14 protein-coding genes and 1 riboswitch are annotated in these 16602 nt (G+C 70.0%); all 14 genes read right to left on the bottom strand.

What is annotated here, in order from left to right:
- Positions 1–43: 43 nt before the first annotated feature.
- Positions 44–670, bottom strand: a complete 627-nt coding sequence (cobO, locus tag G537_RS0118280) for a cob(I)yrinic acid a,c-diamide adenosyltransferase (protein ID WP_026871356.1) — start codon at positions 668–670, stop codon at positions 44–46.
- The gene (gene cobN / locus G537_RS0118275; RefSeq protein WP_026871355.1) at positions 667–4587 is read right to left on the bottom strand and encodes a cobaltochelatase subunit CobN; all 3921 of its coding nucleotides are present in this window, start codon (positions 4585–4587) and stop codon (positions 667–669) included. The genes cobO and cobN overlap by 4 nt, the downstream gene beginning before the upstream one ends.
- On the bottom strand, positions 4587–5615 hold the full coding sequence (cobW, locus tag G537_RS0118270) for a cobalamin biosynthesis protein CobW (protein WP_026871354.1): 1029 nt from the start codon (positions 5613–5615) through the stop codon (positions 4587–4589). Before cobW ends, cobN begins: the two co-directional genes overlap by 1 nt.
- Positions 5616–5624: 9 nt before the next feature.
- The gene (cobU, locus tag G537_RS0118265; RefSeq protein WP_026871353.1) at positions 5625–6149 is read right to left on the bottom strand and encodes a bifunctional adenosylcobinamide kinase/adenosylcobinamide-phosphate guanylyltransferase; all 525 of its coding nucleotides are present in this window, start codon (positions 6147–6149) and stop codon (positions 5625–5627) included.
- Between the two features lie 118 nt (positions 6150–6267).
- A riboswitch (cobalamin riboswitch) is annotated at positions 6268–6482 on the bottom strand.
- A gap of 54 nt (positions 6483–6536) precedes the next feature.
- Positions 6537–7706 carry an acyl-CoA desaturase gene (locus tag G537_RS0118260; RefSeq protein WP_026871352.1) on the bottom strand — a complete coding sequence of 390 codons (1170 nt, stop codon included), beginning with the start codon at positions 7704–7706 and terminating at the stop codon, positions 6537–6539.
- 88 nt (positions 7707–7794) lie between these two features.
- Entirely contained in the window at positions 7795–8829 is a 1035-nt protein-coding gene (locus tag G537_RS0118255) for an ABC transporter permease (RefSeq protein ID WP_026871351.1), read from the bottom strand.
- Positions 8830–8846: 17 nt separating this feature from the next.
- Positions 8847–10343, bottom strand: a complete 1497-nt coding sequence (locus tag G537_RS0118250) for a sugar ABC transporter ATP-binding protein (protein ID WP_026871350.1) — start codon at positions 10341–10343, stop codon at positions 8847–8849.
- Between the two features lie 203 nt (positions 10344–10546).
- Positions 10547–11572 (bottom strand): sugar ABC transporter substrate-binding protein, encoded by a 1026-nt coding sequence (locus tag G537_RS0118245; protein WP_026871349.1) that lies wholly within the window; start codon positions 11570–11572, stop codon positions 10547–10549.
- 98 nt (positions 11573–11670) lie between these two features.
- Entirely contained in the window at positions 11671–11982 is a 312-nt protein-coding gene (locus tag G537_RS38610; protein ID WP_034852148.1) for a hypothetical protein, read from the bottom strand.
- A gap of 32 nt (positions 11983–12014) precedes the next feature.
- Positions 12015–12725, bottom strand: coding sequence for an ABC transporter ATP-binding protein (locus tag G537_RS0118235; protein WP_026871348.1), 711 nt, complete (start codon positions 12723–12725; stop codon positions 12015–12017).
- Entirely contained in the window at positions 12722–13474 is a 753-nt protein-coding gene (locus tag G537_RS0118230; RefSeq protein ID WP_026871347.1) for an ABC transporter ATP-binding protein, read from the bottom strand. Before G537_RS0118230 ends, G537_RS0118235 begins: the two co-directional genes overlap by 4 nt.
- Positions 13467–14453, bottom strand: a complete 987-nt coding sequence (locus tag G537_RS0118225) for a branched-chain amino acid ABC transporter permease (protein ID WP_081688890.1) — start codon at positions 14451–14453, stop codon at positions 13467–13469. Before G537_RS0118225 ends, G537_RS0118230 begins: the two co-directional genes overlap by 8 nt.
- A complete protein-coding gene (locus tag G537_RS0118220; protein WP_026871345.1) occupies positions 14443–15366 on the bottom strand; it encodes a branched-chain amino acid ABC transporter permease in 924 nt (307 codons plus the stop codon). Before G537_RS0118220 ends, G537_RS0118225 begins: the two co-directional genes overlap by 11 nt.
- Before the next feature lie 19 nt (positions 15367–15385).
- Positions 15386–16561: an ABC transporter substrate-binding protein gene (locus tag G537_RS0118215; protein WP_034852147.1), complete on the bottom strand. Its 1176-nt coding sequence runs from the start codon at positions 16559–16561 to the stop codon at positions 15386–15388.
- Between the last annotated feature and the right edge of the window lie 41 nt (positions 16562–16602).

Genomic DNA, 16602 nt, shown 5'->3' with positions numbered 1-16602 from the left:
AAGCCCGGGCATGACAACAAGGGAACAGCGCACCCTCGCCCCATCAGAACTCGATCCCGGCCTGGGCCTTCACCCCGTCGCGGAACGGGTGCTTGATCAGCGTCATCTCGGTGACCAGGTCGGCGATCTCGATCAGCTCGTCCTTGGCGTTGCGGCCGGTGACGATGACATGGGTGCCGGCGGGCTTCTCGTCGCGCAGGAAGGCGATCACCTCATCGACTGGCAGGTAATCGTAGCGCAGCACGATGTTCAGCTCGTCCAGCAGCACCATGCGGTAGGACGGGTCGCGGATCATCGCCTTGGCGGCCTCCCAGGCGGCGCGGGCGGCGGCTATGTCGCGCTCGCGATCCTGTGTCTCCCAGGTGAAGCCCTCGCCCATCGCGGCGATGGTCACGAGGTCCGGGAACCGCTCCAGCACATGGCGCTCGCCGGTGTCCCAGCTTCCCTTGACGAACTGCACCACGCCGGTGCGGAAGCCGTGGCCGATCGATCGCAGCACCATGCCGAAGGCCGCGGTCGACTTGCCCTTGCCCTTGCCGGTGTGGACGATCAGCAGCCCCTTCTCGATGGTCTTGCCGGCCAGCATCCGGTCGCGCACCGCCTTCTTCTTCGCCATCTTCTCGGCGTGGCGGGCGTTGATCTCGTCCTCGGTCATGCCCTCGGTGTTCATGGGCGGGGCTCCTTCGTCAGCGCATCGAGTTCATGGTAGACGGCGTTCGCCCTCGGCTGCCACAGGCCGCGGTCCAGCGCCTCCTGCAGCCGTTCCGCGATCTCGCGCGCCGCCGCGGGATTGGCCTGCTGCAGGAAGGCCCGCACCTCCGGATCGCCGAGCATGGCGTCATAGACCAGGTCGAACTGGTGATCGGCCACGGCGTCGGTGGTGGCGGCGAAGGCGAACAGGTAATCCACCGTCGCCGCCATCTCGAAGGCGCCCTTGTAGCCGTGGCGCATCACGCCGCGGATCCATTTCGGGTTGACCACCCGGGCGCGGACGACGCGGGCGATCTCCTCGCGCAGGGTGCGGATCACCGGCCGCTCGGGCCGCGAATGGTCGTTGTGCCAGACCGCCGGCCGGGTGCCGGAGAGGTGGTGGATCGCCGCCGCCAGCCCGCCCTCGAACTGATAGTAGTCGTCGGAATCGAGCAGGTCGTGCTCGCGGTTGTCCTGGTTATGGATCACCGCCTCGACCTTCTCCAGCCGGCGGGCGAACAAATCGTGCGCCGCCGCGCCCTCGGCCCCGTCGCCATAGGCCCAGCCGCCCCATTCCAGATAGGCGCGGCCGAGATCGGCCTCGTCGCGCCACAGCTTCTCGTCGATCAGCGCCTGCAGCCCGGCGCCATAGGCCCCCGGCTTCGAGCCGAAGACCCGGAAGCCGGCGCGGCGCCGCGCCTCGGCCTCGGGCACGCCGGTGGCGGTCAGTGCGGCCGTCTCGGCCCGCACCCGGGCGGCCAGCGGATTCGCCTCCTCCGGCTCGTCCAGCGCGGCGACGGCGCGGACAGCGCTGTCGAACAGGTCGATCTGGCTCGGGAAGGCGTCGCGGAAGAAGCCGGAGACGCGCAGGGTCACGTCGACCCGCGGCCGGCCCAGCACGCTTTCCGGCATCACCTCGAAGCCGGTGACGCGGCGGGACGCGGGGTCCCAGCGCGGCTGGACTCCGAGCAGCGCCAGCGCTTGGGCGATGTCGTCGCCGCCGGTGCGCATGTTGCTGGTGCCCCAGGCGCTGAGCGCCATGGTGCGGGGCCAGTCGCCATGCTCCTGCCGGTGCCGCTCGACCAGCAGCGAGGCGGATTTCCAGCCCAGGTGCCAAGCAGCCGGGGTCGGCACCGTGCGGCTGTCGACCGAGTAGAAGTTGCGGCCGGTCGGCAGCACGTCCAGCCGCCCGCGGGTCGGCGCGCCGGAGGAGCCGGGCGGCACGAAGCGGCCGTCCAGGCCGCGCAGCAACCCCTCGATCTCGGCGGCGCCGGAGCGGTCGACGGCGGGGGCGACCGCGGTCTCGATCTCCGCCAGCACCGCGGCGGTCGCGGTCCAGCCGGGTTCCGGCATCCGAGTGCCGGCGACGAGGTCACGCGCCAATACCTCCAATCGCTCGACCGTGTCGCCATGGATCCGCCAGCCCTTCTCCGGCCCCAGCACTGCAGGGCGCGGCCCGGCCCAGGCCTCGCCGAAGCGGCAGTCCAGCGGGTCGAAGCCGAGGCCGAGATCGCTCGCCAGCGCCCGGATCAGCGAGGCGTCGCCGCCCTGCCCCGCACCGCGCGGCACCCGGGTCAGCGCCACCAGCAGGTCAGTGCGCTGGTCGCCCTGCGGCGAGCGGCCGAAGACATGCAGCCCGTCGCGGATCTGCATCTCCTTCAGCTCGCAGAGATGGTTGTCGATCTGCGCCAGGGCGGAGTCGGAATCAGCGTCCGGCGCCACGCCGCAGTCGCGGTCGAGGCCGGTCGACCGGGCGAGGTCGAGGATGCGGTCGCGCAGATGCTTGAGCCGGCGCGGGTCCATGCCGGCGGCCTCGTAATATTCGTCGACCAGCGCCTCCAGGTCCTTCAGCGGGCCGTAGCTCTCGGCACGGGTCAGCGGCGGCGTCAGGTGATCGATGATCACGGCGGCGGCGCGGCGCTTGGCCTGGGTGCCCTCGCCCGGGTCGTTGACGATGAAGGGGTAGAGATGCGGGACCGGGCCGAAGGCGGCCTCCGGGAAACAGTCCTGCGACAGCGCCAGCGCCTTGCCCGGCAGCCATTCCAGGTTGCCGTGCTTGCCCATATGGACGATGGCCTGGGCGCCGAAGCCGCGGCGCAGCCAGGCGTAGAAGGCCAGGTAGCCGTGCGGCGGCACCAGGTCCGGGTCGTGATAGGTCGCCTGCGGGTCGATGTTGTAGCCGCGCGCCGGCTGCACGCCGAGGACGACATGGCCGAAGCGATGCACCGCCAGGCGGAAGGCGCCGGCCTCGACGAAGGGATCGGACTCCGGCGCGCCCCAGCGCTCCGTCACCACGGCCCGGACGGCTTCGGGCAGAGCGTTGAAGAAGGCGCGGTACTCGGCCAGCGGATAGAAGACGCCGCCAGCGCGGTCCGCCCGGCCCTCCGGCGCGTTGGTCGGGCCGGAGGAGACCCGAGCCATCAGCGCGGCGGCATCGGCCGGCAGGTCCTCGACCCGGTAGCCGGACGCTGCCAGGGCGCGCAGCACCTCGACCGTCCCGGCCGGAGTGTCGAGGCCGACGCCGTTGCCGAGCCGGCCGTCGCGGTTCGGGTAGTTGGCCAGGATCAGCGCGACCTTGCGCTCAGCGGCCGGCGTGCGGCGCAGCCCCGCCCAGGCGGCGGCCAGGTCGGCGGTGAAATCGATCCGATCGGGCACCGGGCGATAGGACACCACGGTGCATTCGGTCAGGGGATCCCAGCGCGCCTCCGATTTGAAGGACACCGCGCGGGTCAGCACCCGGCCGTCGATCTCGGTCAGGGCGACGTTCATCGCCAGGTCCTGGGCCGACAGGCCGCGCGTGCCCTCGCGCCACGCCGCCTCGGCTCCGCCGGCGAACACCACCTGCAACACCGGGCAGTCGGCCGCGTCGAACGGTGTGGGCTGCACCGGGCCGCCGGGGCTGGAGACGGCGAAGCCGGTGGCATTGAGGATCACGGCCGGCGGGTGCCGCGCGAAGGCGTCGGCCACCAGCTCGGCCGACACCACGTCCTTGAGGCTGGAGACGAAGACCGGCAGCGGGTTCAGCCCGCGCTCGCGCAGCGCCGCCACCAGCGCGTCGACCGGCGCCAGGTTCCCGGCCTGCACCAGGGCGCGGTAGAAGACCAGGCCGATGACGGGGGCGGTGGTGGCGTGCGGAGTGCCCTCTTCAGATCCTCCCCCTCCCCTTGCGGGAGGGGGTAGGGGGAGGGGTTCGTCGATGCGGGGATCTGATCTTGCCTCTTGATCCGGCTCTTGCGGCGCCAGCCCCCTCCCCCTTCCCCCCTCCCGCAAGGGGAGGGGGAGAGCGTTTGGAAAGGCCTTAGCCCTTTCGTTCCACCGCTGCTCGATCTCCGCGAACGACGGATGCCGCAGATCCGGCCAGTACGATCCGGCGCGCAGCAGCGGCCGAGGCTCGGCCCAGGGCAGGTCGTGGCCGACCAGGGTGGCGGCATAGGCCAGGAAGCCGCGCGCGTTCTCGATCCCGCCCTCGGTCAGATAGCGCCACAGCCGGCCCCTCGCCTCCTGCGGCAGGGTCGACAGGTCGTCGAGATCGGCGTCCGGCTTGTCGTCCCCGGGCAGCACAGCCAGCGCGATGCCCTCGCGCCGGCAGGCGGCGTGCACCTGTTCGATGCCGTAGCGCCAGTAGCCGGCCCCGCCCAAGAGACGCACCACCACCAGCTTCGCCCGGCTGACCACATCGTCGACATAGGTGTCGACCGACAGGTTGTGGCCGAGCTGCAGCAGGTTGGCTAGGCGCAACCGGGGGAAATCCTCGCCGAAGCCGGCCCGCGCCGCCGACAGGCAGGCGAGCTCGGTGTCCGCCGCGGTCAGGACGACGATGTCGCCCGGGCTCTGGCCCAGATCGACCGCCTCCGACCCGTCGGCGATGCTGCCCGGCTTGGCGGCGAGGAGATGCATCAGGCCGCCAGAGCCGCGGTGATGGCGCCGCGGTCCAGGCCACGCTCGCCGATCACCACCAGGGTGGTGCCGCGCGGCTCGTCGGTGCGCCAGGCGCGGTCGTAATAGTGCTGGATGCGGCCGCCGACCGCCTGCACCACCAGGCGCATCGGCTTGCCCTCGACCGCGGCGAAGCCCTTCAGCCGCAGGATGTCGTGCGCCTCGATCACGGGCTTCAGCTTGCGCGCCAGGGCGTCCGGGTCGGCCACCGTGCCGAGATCGACATGGAAGCTCTCGAAATCGTCATGGTCGTGCTCCTCCTCCGCGTCGTGATGGGAGGGGCGCGCCGCCAAGTCGTCCTCGGCCGCGGCGCCGAGGCCGAGCAACACCGCGGCGTCGATGGCGCCGTGCCGGGCCTTGACCACCTTCACCCCCGGCCGCAGTTGGGCGGCGAGATCGGTCGACACGGCGGACAGCGCGTCGTCGTCCAGCAGGTCGGTCTTGTTCAGGATCACCATGTCGGCGCAGGCCAGCTGGTCCTCGAACAGCTCCTCCAGCGGGCTGTCATGATCCAAGGCCTCATCCGCCGCGCGCTGGGCCGCCAGGGCCTCCTCGTCCGGCACGAAGCGGCCCTCGGCCACGGCGGCGCCGTCGATCACGGTGATGACGCCGTCGACCGTCACCCGGGTGCGGATCTCCGGCCAGCCGAAGGCCTTCACCAGCGGCTTGGGCAGGGCCAGGCCGCTGGTCTCGATCACGATGTGCTCCGGCGGCTCGGCGCGGGCCAGCAGCTTCTCGATGGTCGGGATGAAGTCGTCGGCCACGGTGCAGCAGATGCAGCCATTGGCCAGCTCCACCACATCCTCCTCGCGGCAGGTGGCGTCGCCGCAGCTGCGCAGCAGCTCGCCATCCACGCCGACATCGCCGAACTCGTTGATGATCAGGGCCAGCCGGCGGCCGTTCGCGGTCTGCAGCAGGTGGCGGATCAGCGTGGTCTTGCCGGCGCCGAGGAAGCCGGTGACGACGGTGGCGGGAATCTTGGCGGGCATTCGGGATCCTCAGGCGGATTTCAGGGTCAGGGAAAGGCCGGCGGCGACGAAGACGACCGAGGGCACGACGGCCGCCACGGCCTGGTGCAGGCGGCCGGCATGGTCGCGGAAGGCGCGGGCCAGGGCGTTGTCGGGGACGATGCCAAGCCCGACCTCGTTCGACACCAGCACCACCGGGCCGGGCGGGGCCGCGAGCCAGCGCACCAGCCGCTCGGTCTCGGCGGCGATGTCGCGGTCGGCATGCATCAGGTTGGAGAGCCAGAGGGTCAGGCAATCGACCAGCACGGCGCGGCCGGGGCCGGCGACCTGGGCCAGCGTCTCGACCAGCTCGAGCGGCGCCTCGACGGTGCGCCAGCGCGAGCCGCGCTGCGCCTGGTGGCGAGAGATGCGCTCCACCATCTCGGCGTCCCAGGCCTCGGCGGTGGCGAGATAGATGCAGTCGCCGGACTGGCTCTCGACCAGCGCCTCGGCATGGCGGCTCTTGCCCGACCGGGCGCCGCCCAGCACCAGCGTCACCGCCGGCAGCTCAGCCATGGTTTGGTCGATGCTTCACGCCACGCCCCTCGCTCGGCCGGAAGGGGCTCGGACGCCGGAGTCGGTGCCCGAAGGCGCCGCGCATCCCGCGCCACCGGTACACCCCGCCCGGCGGTTCGCACGCATCGCCTCGCCGGCAGGTCTCCTGGCTCGCGGGTCCTCGCCTGCCTCCGCCTTCCCGGCCATCGGCCAGTGGCTGTCGGAGGTCGGCTCGCCGCCTACAGTTGCGGGGGCAGCCGCGGATCAGGTCTCCCGAAGGGATCGACCGTCCCGCGTTCCCTTTTCATCCCTTCGGGCGTCCGCCTTCGGGGAACCGGCTGCGCGATTGCGGCACAGTAGGCGGCGCGTAGCGGCCGGTCAATCGGCGCCGCGTCGAGCGTCTCGTGCTCAGGCCGTGGTCAGGCGCTTGCCGACCGCTTCCAGGACCAGGCGGTGGGCCCGGTCGACGATGTCCTCCATCGACCGCGTTCGGGCGAACATGGACGTGGCACGCGCCCGGATGTCGTCGCGCGTCGGCAGGGCCGGGATATGCGCCTTGGCCAGCAGCTCCGCAGTCTTGTTCTGTGCCGCCGCCAGGGTGTCCTGGAGGTCGGACAGGGTCGGCGCATGGGCATGAGCCAGCGCCTCTCGCACGGCCGTCGCGATGCGTTCACTGGGGAAGCTCGCCGCCAGCTCGGCCGCCGCACGCTCGATGATCTTGGTGCCGAGCCGCTGCTCGTTGCGCAGCACGGCCTCGGGCGGGGTCTTCAGGTTCCAGACCACGCCGCACCAGGACAGCGCCTTCAGGATGTAGAAGGTCGGGTCGATCTCCCACCACTTGAAGCCCTGGCGCACGCTGCTCTGATAGGCGTGGTGGTTGTTGTGCCAGCCCTCGCCCAGGGTGAGGAGCGCGAGCAGCCAGTTGTTGCGGGAGTCGTCGCCGGTGACGTAGCGCTTGCGGCCGTGAACATGGGCCAGCGAGTTGATGCTGAAGGTGGCGTGGTAGACCAGCACCGTGCTCCAGACGAAGCCGACAACCAGCCCGGGCCAGCCGCCGATCAGAAAGGCGATGACAGCCAGGACGACGGCCGGCGCCAGCTCGTATTTGTGCAGCCACATCAGCTCGGGGTAGCGCGCGAAATCGGCGATCTTCGTCAGATCCGTCGTGCGGTGGCGGGTCGAGAAGATCCAGCCGAGATGGGCGTAGACGAAGCCCCGGTGCCGGGGCGAATGCACGTCCTGCTCGGTGTCGGAATGCTGGTGGTGGTGCCGGTGCTTGGCCGCCCACCACAGCACGCTCTTCTGCGCCGTGCTTTGCGACAGGAAGGCCAGGATGAACTGGAAGGTCCGGCTGGTCGAATAGGCGCGGTGCGCGAAATAGCGGTGATAGCCGGCCCCGATGGCAAAGATACGCACGACGTAGAGCGCGGCGCAGATCACGAGGGACTGCCAGGTGATCCCGGTCCAGATCGCCGCGAAGGCGGCGAGATGGAACAGCACGAACGGAACCGCCTCCGGATACAGGATATCCTCGTGGTCGCCCGAGGCGTTGTCGGGGCCGGCCTTCGTGCTTGTCATGGGCTCGCGTGGTCCTCGGCGTCTCTGATGCATCACCTCGACGAAGGGAGCGCCGGGCGTCCCCTAGATGGGGATCACGGTGGCGGCGTCAAGCGGAGCCGCCCGTGTCCCGCACCGTCCGCAGGCGCTGGGCGTAGACGTTGATCACCAGCGCCGCCAGCAGGATCAGGCCGCGGATCAGGATCTTCAGGAAGCTGTCGATGTCGACATGGTCCAAGCCGTTGTTCAGCACGCCCAGGATCAGCACGCCGATGATGGTGTTGCCGATGCCGCCGCGGCCGCCGAACAGGCTGGTGCCGCCGACCACCACGGCGGCGATGGCATCGAGCAGGAAGGTGTCGAACTCGTTCTGCTGGGCGCTGCCGAAATAGGCGACGCCGAGCATGCCGGCGATGCCGGAGCAGACGGCCGAGATCACCAGCACCGCGCCGATGATCACCCGAACGTTGACGCCCGAGAACTCCGCCGCCTCGCGGTTGCCGCCGACCATGTAGACGTAGCGGCCGAAGCGCGTATAGGTCAGCACCAGATGCGCAATCAGCAGCGTCAGCCCGGCCACGATCACGATCCAGGGGATGCCGCCGATCGAGCCCGAGCCGAGGGTGACGATCAGCGGCGGCACGGCGTAGGCGATCTGGCCGCGCACCAGCATGGCGCAGATGCCGGCGCCGATCTGCATCATCGCCAGCGTCATGATGAAGGACGGGATGCCGATCCGCGTCACGCCGAAGGCGTTGACCAGGCCCAGCACCACGCAGCTCGCCAGCGCCACCAGGATCGCGGCCCAGCCCGGCAGCGGCACATTGGCGATGTTCACATAGGATTCCTGCACCGTCAGGAAGGCGACGACGATGCCGGTGGCGTTGGCGATGGCGGCGACCGACAGGTCGATCTCGGCGCACAGGATGACGAAGGTCAGGCCGACGGCGATGATCGCGGTGACCGACACCTGGTTCAGGATATTGCTGAAATTGTCCAGCGTCAGGAAGGACGGGCTGGCGATGCCGAAGAACACCAGCAGCGCGATCAGCGTGATGAAGGGGGCGATGTTGCGCAGCTGGCTGCCCAGCAGAGCGCCGAGCCTGGAGCCGGAGCTGCCGGCCGATTTGATCTGCGCGTCCATCCGCTTTCCGTCCCCTGTCACGCCGCCTCGAGCAGGCGGTCCTTGCTGACCGTGCCTTCCGCGAATTCACGCGCGATCTGGCCCTTGCGCATCACCAGGATGCGGTCGGCCAGCGCCAGCACCGTCTCGGGCTCCGCCGAGACCACCACGACGCCGATGCCCTGGTCGCGCAGGCCCCGGACAATGCCGACCACATCCTCCTTGGCGCCGACATCCATGCCGCGGGTCGGCTCGCTGAGGATCAGCACGCGCGGCGCGTAGGTCAGCCACTTGGCCAAGGCCACCTTCTGCTGATTGCCGCCCGACAGCGCGCCGAGCTCGGCATCGACATGCGGGGTCCGGATGCGCAGCCTTTCGACGTGCTTGCGGGCGATGCCGCGCTCGGCCTCCGGCCGCAGCAGCCAGCGCGAGATCCGGTCGAGGATGCTGATCGAGACGTTCTTGTAGATCGGCTCGTGGTGGAACAGCATCGCCCGACGGCTCTCCGGCACGAAGGCGATGCCGGCCCGGCGCGCCTTGGCGGTGCTGGAGAGCTGCACCGGCTGCCCCGCCACCGAGACCCGGCCGCCATCGGCGCGCAGCTTGCCGAACAGGGTCCGCGCCAGCTCCAGCTGGCCGCAGCCCATGAAGCCGTAGATGCCCAGCACCTCGCCGGCCCGCACCTCGAGCGAGATGTCGCGGTAGCGGCCGGCCAGCGACAGCCTGTCGACGGACAGCACCACCGGATGGCCGGGCTTGGGGTCGAGCCGGAACTCGCCGGTATAGCTCTCCTCCAGCTCGTCATGGCCGGCGCCGATCATGCGGTCGATCAGCATCGCCTTGTCGGTCTCGGCGGCCGCGGCCGACATCACGCGCTGGCCGTTGCGGAACACCGTCACCGAATCGGAGATCCGCAGGATGTCGTCGAGGAAATGCGAGATGAAGACGAAGCTGCGCCCCTCGTCGCGCAACCGCCGCAGCACGCCGAACAGCCGCTCGATCTCCGGCGGCGACAGGGCCGAGGTCGGCTCGTCCAGGATGATGATGCGCGCGCCGGAGAACAGCACCCGGGCGATCTCGATCAGCTGCTGCAGCCCGATCGGCAGGGCGCCGGCCAGCGTGCGCGGGTCGAGGTCGATGCCGAGGCGCCGCAGCTGCTCCCCCGCCGCGCGGCGCATGCCGGCCCAGTCGACGATGCCGAGTTTGGTCAGCGGCTGCGAGCCGAGGAACACGTTCTCGGCCACGCTGAGATCCGGCACGATGCTCAGCTCCTGATGCACCATGCCGACCCCGGCGGCCAGCGCGTCGCGGGCCGAGCGGAACCGGACCTCGCGGCCGTCGATCCGCATCCGGCCCTCATACTCCGAATGCACGCCGGCGATGATCTTCATCAGGGTCGACTTGCCGGCGCCGTTCTCGCCGACGAGGCCGTGGATCTCGCCGGCCTTGAGCGCGAAGTCGACATCCCGAAGGGCCCGGACGCCGCCGAACGCCTTCGAGATGCCGCTGAGCTCGAGCACAGGGGGCTGTGTCATCGTGCGGGTCTGTCCACTGCCGTCCGGCCGAGGGTTCGCCCCAAGTCCCCATTGTCATTGCCGGGCTTGACCCGGCAATCCAGAGGGTCCCGATATCCTCTGGATGCCCGGGTCAAGCCCGGGCATGACAGGTTAAAATTGAGGGTTCGGCTCGGGAGCCGACTGCCTGCTTGCATTTTGCTCGCTCGACCGGACAGCCACGGTCAGATCAGGAAGTGATCCTGCATCCACTGCATCCCGGCCGCGTTCGCCTTGGTCACGACCGGACCGTCGGTGACCACGGATTTCGGGATGCCGCCCGGGCCGGTCTTCTCGCCGCCGACGACCGCCGCCACACCGGCGATCACCGCGCCGCCATGGATGCGGCAGGACGGGTTGCGCACGGTGGCGAACATGCGCCCGTCCGCCACCGCCTGGATCGCCGGCGGCATGGCGTCGACGCCGCCGATCAGGATGTCGGTCCGGTTGCGGGCCTTCATCACGTTGTAGGCGGCCAGCGCCATGTCGTCGTTGTGGAAGAAGGCGGCGCTGATCTTCGGATACTTGGTCAGGTGCGTCTCCCACAGCCGGGCCGTCTTCGACACGTCCCAGTCGGCGGGGTCGGTGTTCAGCACCTCGATCTTCGGGAACTGCTTGACCACCGACTCGAAGCCGCGCGCCCGCCCCTGCGCCCCGGTGTGGCCGAGCGCGCCCTGGGTCATGATGATGGTGCCCTCGCCGTTGATGGCGTTGCACAGCGCCTGGGTCACCGACGCGCCCATGAACTCGTTGTCCGGGGCCAGGAAGCTGTGGACGTTGATCTGGTCCAGCGGCGCGATCAGCGTGTCCATGTCGATCACCGGAATGCCGGCGTCGATCATCTTCTGCACCGGCTGGGTCAGGGTGCCGATGCCGAAGGCCTGGATCGCCACGAAGTCCCACTTCTGGGAGGCCATGTTGTCGATCGCAGCGCGCTGCTTCGGCGCCGCCAGCTCGCCGTCGAACCAGGTGATCTCGACGTTGAACAGCTTGCCCCAGTATTCCGCCGCCTGCTTGCCCTGGGCGCACCAGGTGGCCTGCAGGCCGGCGTTGGAGAAGGCCGCCCTCAGCGGCTTCTCGGACCGGCCGACGGCTTCCGCCGCCTGCGCCGCCATCTTGAAATCCAGGCCACCGAGCGCGGCCGCCGCGCCGGCCGTGGCCGCCGCGGCCATGATGAAATCACGCCTGCTGCGATGCTCGCGATCGCCCATGGACGTCCTCCCAGTATCGTGCTGTCGAACAACAGCCACACGAGGCTTCTTCCGAGCCCCGATGGAACTCTGGCAGCGCTCGGGAGGCGGCGCAACGGCTATTTGTCAGACAGATTGATCCGCACCTTGCTCTGCCCGACCCGAGCCGCCAGGACCGAGAAGGACGGCGCCGGCTCCTCGGCCGCGGCCCGGTTGGCCAAGCGGAGATAGCGCAGGGGAAAACAGATCGCCTCGACATTGGCGGCGCTGACCTCGGCCGGGCGCCGGGAGTCGCCGACAAGGCCGGCCTCGGCCTTCGCCAGAGCCTGGTCGATCTCGTCCTGGCTGAGCAGGCCCTTGTCCCGCAGCGCCGTCATCAGCGCCGTCAGGGCGGCGTAGACGCCTTCGAGTTGGAGATTGGCGGTGTTCATCGGTGACCCCCGGACTGGCGGCGATACCCCGATCATAGCGCGAGATAGCGCTCCCGTATCCCCTCTGCCGCGGCGAGCTCGGCACTGGTGCCGCTCCACGCCACCCTGCCCTTCTCGATCACGGCATGGCGCTGGGCCAGGCGCAGCAGGGCGTCGAGATTCTTGTCGACGATCAGGATCGACTGGCCTTCGCGCTTCAGCCGGTCGAGGCAGTCCCAGATCTCGGCCCGGATCAGCGGCGCCAGACCCTCGGTCGCCTCGTCCAGCACCAGCAGCTTCGGATTGGTCATCAGCGCCCGGCCGATCGCCAGCATCTGCTGCTCGCCGCCGGAGAGCTGGCTGCCGCGGTGCCGCCGCCGCTCCGCCAGCCGCGGGAAGACGGCATAGACCCGGTCGAGGGTCCAGGGCGCGGCCCGGCCGAAGCGGTCGGCAGCAGTGGCGACCAGGTTCTCCTCGACCGTCAGGGTCGGGAAGACCTGTCGCCCTTCCGGCACCAGCCCGATGCCGGCCTGGGCGATGCGGTAGGGCGGCTGGCCGGTGATGTCGGTCCCCTCGAACCGGATGCGGCCGGCGCGGGGGCGCAGCAGGCCCATCAGGCTGCGGATGGTCGTGGTCTTGCCCATGCCGTTGCGGCCCAGCAGGGTCGCGATCTCTCCCGATGCCACGCGGAAGGAGACGCCGAACAGCACCTGGGCGCCGCCATAGCCGGCCTCCAGCCCCTCGATCTCCAGGAGGGCGGTCACGCCGCCTCCTCGCCGAGATAGGCGGCGCGGACCTCGGGGCTGGCGCGGATCTCGTCCGGCGCGCCGGTGGCGATGATCTTTCCATAGACCAGCACGGAGATGCGGTCGGCCAGGGCGAAGACCGCGCTCATGTCGTGCTCGACCAGGATCATCGGCACGGTCCCGGCCAGGCCGCGCAGCAGCCCGACCAGCCGCGCCGTCTCCTCCTGGCCGGTTCCGGCCATCGGTTCGTCCAGCACCAACAGCTTCGGCTCCAGCGCCAGGGCCATGGCGAGCTCGAGCTGGCGCTTCTCGCCATGGCTCAGCGCCGCGGCCGGTATGTCGGCGCGGCTTGCAAGGCCGACCCGCTGCAGCAGCGCCCGGGCCGCCGCGTTGATCTCAGCGTCCCGCCCGACCGGCCGGAAGAAACGGAAGCTGGAGCCGCGGCGGCGCTGCACCGCCGCCGCCACGTTCTGCAGCGTCGTGAAGCCGGGCAGCAGCCGCGTGATCTGGAAGGTGCGGGCCAGGCCGCGCTGCGCCCTTCGATGCGCCGGCAGGCGGGTGACGTCCTCACCCAGGAAGCGGATGGTGCCGGCATCGGGCGCCAGACGGCCGCAGATCTGCTGGATCAGCGTGGTCTTGCCGGCGCCGTTCGGGCCGATCAGGGCGTGGATCTCGCCGGGACGAACGTCGAAGTTCACCGCTTCGGTCACCGCCAGCGCTCCGAAGCGCTTGCACAGGCCCTGCACGGTCAGCACCGGCTCAGTCATGCCGCACCGCCCCCAGCAGGCCGCCCAGCCCGCCGCGCAGGAACAGCACCACCAGGATCAGCAGTGGCCCGAAGATCATCCGCCAATGCTCGGTGACGCCGGACAGCAGCTCCTCGGCCAGCAGGAAGGCGGCGGCGCCGACGATGGCGCCGTGCAGACTGCCGATCCCGCCCAGCACCACCATCACGATCAGCTCGCCCGAGCGCTGCCAGGACATGTAGGCCGGGCTGACGAACTCGGCCTGGACCGCCAGCAGCGCCCCGGCCAGCCCGGCCAGGGCCCCGGCGATGACGGTGGCGGCGAGGCGGTAGGCGAAGGGGTCGTATCCGAGGGCGCGCATCCGCTCCTCGTCCTCGCGGCAGCCGCGCAGCACCCGGCCGAAGCGCGACCGGGTGACGGCGCGGCACAGCGCCCAGGCGGCGACCAGCAGGACCAGCACTACGTAGTAAAAGGCTGACCGATCGTTCAGCCAATCGAAGCCGGCGACCAGCGGGCGCGACCACAGCGTCAGCCCGTCGTCGCCGCCATAGGCGGACAGGCTGGTCATCGTGAAATAGGCCATCTGCCCGAACGCCAGCGTGATCATGATGTAGTGCACGCCGCGGGTCTTCAGCGACACCGCGCCGGTCAGGAGGGCGAAGAGCGCGGCGGCCAGCATCGCGGCCGGGAACAGCAGCAGCCCTTCCTCCCATCCCGAATCCATCAGGATGCCGACGGCATAGGCGCCGAGGCCGATGAAGGCGGCATGGCCGAAGGACACCAGCCCGCCATAGCCGAGGATCAGGTCGAGGCTGACCGCGGCGATGGCGAAGATCATGATCCGGCCGGCGACGGTCAGCGGATAGCTGCCGCCGCCGAGCAGCGGCGCCGCGACCGGCACCAGCGCCAGCAGGACGAAGATCAGCAGCGCCGGCCAGACGGAGCGCAGTGCGAAAGAGGATTGCCGGGTCGCAGCCCCGGTCATCGCGTCACTGGCCATGGGCGGGGAACAGCCCGGCCGGACGCCAGAACAGGATCGCGGCCATCAGCAGGTAGATCAGCATGGAGGCCAGCGCCGGCCCGACCTGGTTGGCCGCGGCCGGCGCCAGCACCAGCCGGAACAGGTCGGTGGCGAAGGAGCGGCCGAGCGTGTCGACCAGCCCGACCAGAAGCGACGCCATGAAGGCGCCCTTGATCGAGCCGATGCCGCCGATGACGATGACGACGAAGGCGAGGATCAGGAAGTTGTCGCCCATGTTCGGCTCGACCGCGAAGATCGGCCCGGCCAGGGCGCCGGCGAAGCCCGCCAGCATGGTGCCGACGCCGAACACGATCATGAACAGCCGGCGGATGTTGACGCCGAGGGCCGAGACCATGTCGGCGTTGCTGGCCCCGGCCCTGACGCGCATGCCGACCCGCGTCCGGGTGATCAGAAGCCAGAGCAGCAGGGCGACGCCGAGCCCGGCCGCCAGCACGGCGAGGCGGTAGACGGGGTACAGCAGGCCCGGCATCAGCGCGATCGACCCCGACAGCGCCTCCGGCATCGGGTAGCTCAGCGGTGCCGAGCCCCAGAGCGCCCGCACCGCCTCGTTGAAGAACAGGATCAGCCCGAAGGTCGCCAGCACCTGGTCGAGATGGCTGCGGCCGTAGAGATGCCGGAACATCAGCACCTCGAGCAGCAGGCCCAGCAGCAGCGCCGCCGCCAGCGCCAGCAGCAGGGCCAGCAGGAAATGGCCGGTCAGCCCGTAGCAGGCGACGGCGAAATAGGCGCCCAGCATGTACTGGACGCCGTGCGCCAGGTTGATGAAGTCCATCACCCCGAAGACCAGCGTCAGCCCGGCCGCGATCAGGAACAGGAGCACGCCGAGCTGCAGCCCGTTCAGGGTCTGGACGACCAGGAGGGTGGTGCTCACCGGCCGGCCGTCCTTCCGTTCAATCCATCGAGCACTGGTCGGCGTAGGCGTCGCCGTAGTCCGGGAACACGGTCTCGACCCGGCTGGTGACGATCTTGCCGTCGTCGCGCTTCACCACCTCGGTCAAATAGAAGTCCTGGACCGGGAAGTTGTTCTTGTTCCAGGCGAAGTCGCCGCGGACGCTGGTCCACTTCGCGTCGCGAATGGCGGTCTTCAGCGTCCCCGCATCGGTCTTGCCGCCGGCTTGGCGGATCGCGGCGTCGATCAGCTTGGCGGCGTCGTAGCCATTGGCGGCGTAAAGCGCCGGCGGGTAGCCGTATTCCTTCTCGAAGGCGGCGACGAAGGCCCTGTTGGCGGGATTGTCCAGGTTCGGCGCCCATTGCGCCCCGGCGAAGAGCCCGAGCGCGGCGTCCTTGGTCGCCGGCAGCGTCGTCTCGTCGACGGTGAAGGCGGACAGGAACGGGATGCGCTCGGCCAGGCCCGCCTGGCGGTACTGCCGCACCAGGTTGACGCCGGAGCCGCCGGGCATGAACACGAACACCGCCTGCGGCTCGGCCGCCGCGATCTTCGCCAGCTCGGCCGAGAAATCCTGCTGGTTGACCTGGGTGTAGATCTCCTCCACCACCTCGCCCTTGTAGTGGCGCTTGAAGCCGGCCAGCGCGTCCTTGCCGGCCTGGTAGTTCGGGGCGATCAGCGCGACCTTGGCCCAGCCCTTGTCCTGGGCGTATTTGCCCATGACCTCGTGGTTCTGGTCGTTCTGGTAGGAGACCGAGAAGAAATACGGGCTGCAGCCCTTGCCGGCCAAGGGCGACGGCCCGGCATTCGGGCTGATCAGGATCTTCTCGGCGCCGGTCACCGGCTTGGCGATCGCCATCATGACATTGGAGAAGACGACGCCGACGACGATGTCGACCTGGTCGCTCTCCAGCAGCTTGCGCACCTTGTTGACGGCCACGTCGGGCTTCAGCTCGTCATCCTCGACCACCACCTCGGTCGGCAGCCCGCCGAGCTTGCCGTCCAGCTCCTTGACCCCGAGCAGGAAGCCGTCGCGCATGTGCTGGCCCAGCGCCGCCGGCGGGCCGGAGAGCGTGGCCATGAAGCCGATCTTGAGCTTGCCCTCTTCCGCCTGCGCGCCGGACGGCAGCGCCGCCGCCATCAGCACGGCCGCGAGCAGGGCCGGAACGCGTCTCGCCATGATGCTCTCCCCTCTTTCTTGCCGCACGCCGACGGTCGCGC

Source organism: Inquilinus limosus DSM 16000 (assembly GCF_000423185.1).
Taxonomy (GTDB): Bacteria; Pseudomonadota; Alphaproteobacteria; order DSM-16000; family Inquilinaceae; genus Inquilinus; species Inquilinus limosus.
This window is presented reverse-complemented; position numbering and strand designations above follow the sequence as displayed.

What these genes read in the sequence shown, in the direction of transcription:
- G537_RS0118230 (WP_026871347.1), bottom strand. Translation starts at nt 13,474, where the DNA reads ATGACTGAGCCGGTGCTGACCGTGCAGGGCCTGTGCAAGCGCTTCGGA.
- G537_RS0118250 (WP_026871350.1), bottom strand. Translation starts at nt 10,343, where the DNA reads ATGACACAGCCCCCTGTGCTCGAGCTCAGCGGCATCTCGAAGGCGTTC.
- G537_RS0118260 (WP_026871352.1), bottom strand. Translation starts at nt 7,706, where the DNA reads ATGACAAGCACGAAGGCCGGCCCCGACAACGCCTCGGGCGACCACGAG.
- G537_RS0118215 (WP_034852147.1), bottom strand. Translation starts at nt 16,561, where the DNA reads ATGGCGAGACGCGTTCCGGCCCTGCTCGCGGCCGTGCTGATGGCGGCG.
- cobW (WP_026871354.1), bottom strand. Translation starts at nt 5,615, where the DNA reads ATGCCCGCCAAGATTCCCGCCACCGTCGTCACCGGCTTCCTCGGCGCC.
- cobO (WP_026871356.1), bottom strand. Translation starts at nt 670, where the DNA reads ATGAACACCGAGGGCATGACCGAGGACGAGATCAACGCCCGCCACGCC.
- G537_RS38610 (WP_034852148.1), bottom strand. Translation starts at nt 11,982, where the DNA reads ATGAACACCGCCAATCTCCAACTCGAAGGCGTCTACGCCGCCCTGACG.
- G537_RS0118245 (WP_026871349.1), bottom strand. Translation starts at nt 11,572, where the DNA reads ATGGGCGATCGCGAGCATCGCAGCAGGCGTGATTTCATCATGGCCGCG.
- cobN (WP_026871355.1), bottom strand. Translation starts at nt 4,587, where the DNA reads ATGCATCTCCTCGCCGCCAAGCCGGGCAGCATCGCCGACGGGTCGGAG.
- G537_RS0118255 (WP_026871351.1), bottom strand. Translation starts at nt 8,829, where the DNA reads ATGGACGCGCAGATCAAATCGGCCGGCAGCTCCGGCTCCAGGCTCGGC.
- G537_RS0118225 (WP_081688890.1), bottom strand. Translation starts at nt 14,453, where the DNA reads ATGGCCAGTGACGCGATGACCGGGGCTGCGACCCGGCAATCCTCTTTC.
- cobU (WP_026871353.1), bottom strand. Translation starts at nt 6,149, where the DNA reads ATGGCTGAGCTGCCGGCGGTGACGCTGGTGCTGGGCGGCGCCCGGTCG.